Origin of the sequence: Pseudomonas sp. HY2-MNA-CIBAN-0224 (assembly GCF_040310285.1) — a bacterium.
GTDB classification, from domain to species: Bacteria; Pseudomonadota; Gammaproteobacteria; order Pseudomonadales; family Pseudomonadaceae; genus Aquipseudomonas; species Aquipseudomonas helleri.
In genome coordinates, this window is sequence record NZ_JBEOPQ010000281.1 from 1 (window position 1) to 342 (window position 342).

General features: G+C 47.4%; 1 protein-coding gene. It reads left to right on the plus strand.

What is annotated here, in order from left to right; all coding sequences use genetic code 11:
- A partial coding sequence (locus AAEZ03_RS26400) for a 4-hydroxythreonine-4-phosphate dehydrogenase PdxA (protein WP_350582719.1) occupies positions 1–342 on the plus strand: 342 nt, incomplete at both ends.

A 342-nucleotide genomic window follows, 5' to 3' on the forward strand; every position in this document is an offset into this window, starting at 1 on the left:
ACTGAATTTTTTATGCAGCAAAGTGGCTGTGAGAAAGTCGTGATGATGCTCGCTAATCAAGCGATGAAAGTGGCGCTCGTCACCACACATTTAGCATTAAAGGATATTCCTGTCGCCATTACCGCTGAGAATGTGCGGCAAACAGTACAAATTGTCATTGATGATATGCGCGAGAAATTCGGCTTAACGCAGCCACGTATTTTGGTCTGCGGTCTGAACCCACATGCAGGCGAGGGCGGGCATTTGGGCGTTGAGGAAATTGAGATTATCAATCCCGTATTGCGTGAGTTTATCGATGCGGGCGTCGATATATCAGAGGCGATGCCAGCGGATACCTTATTT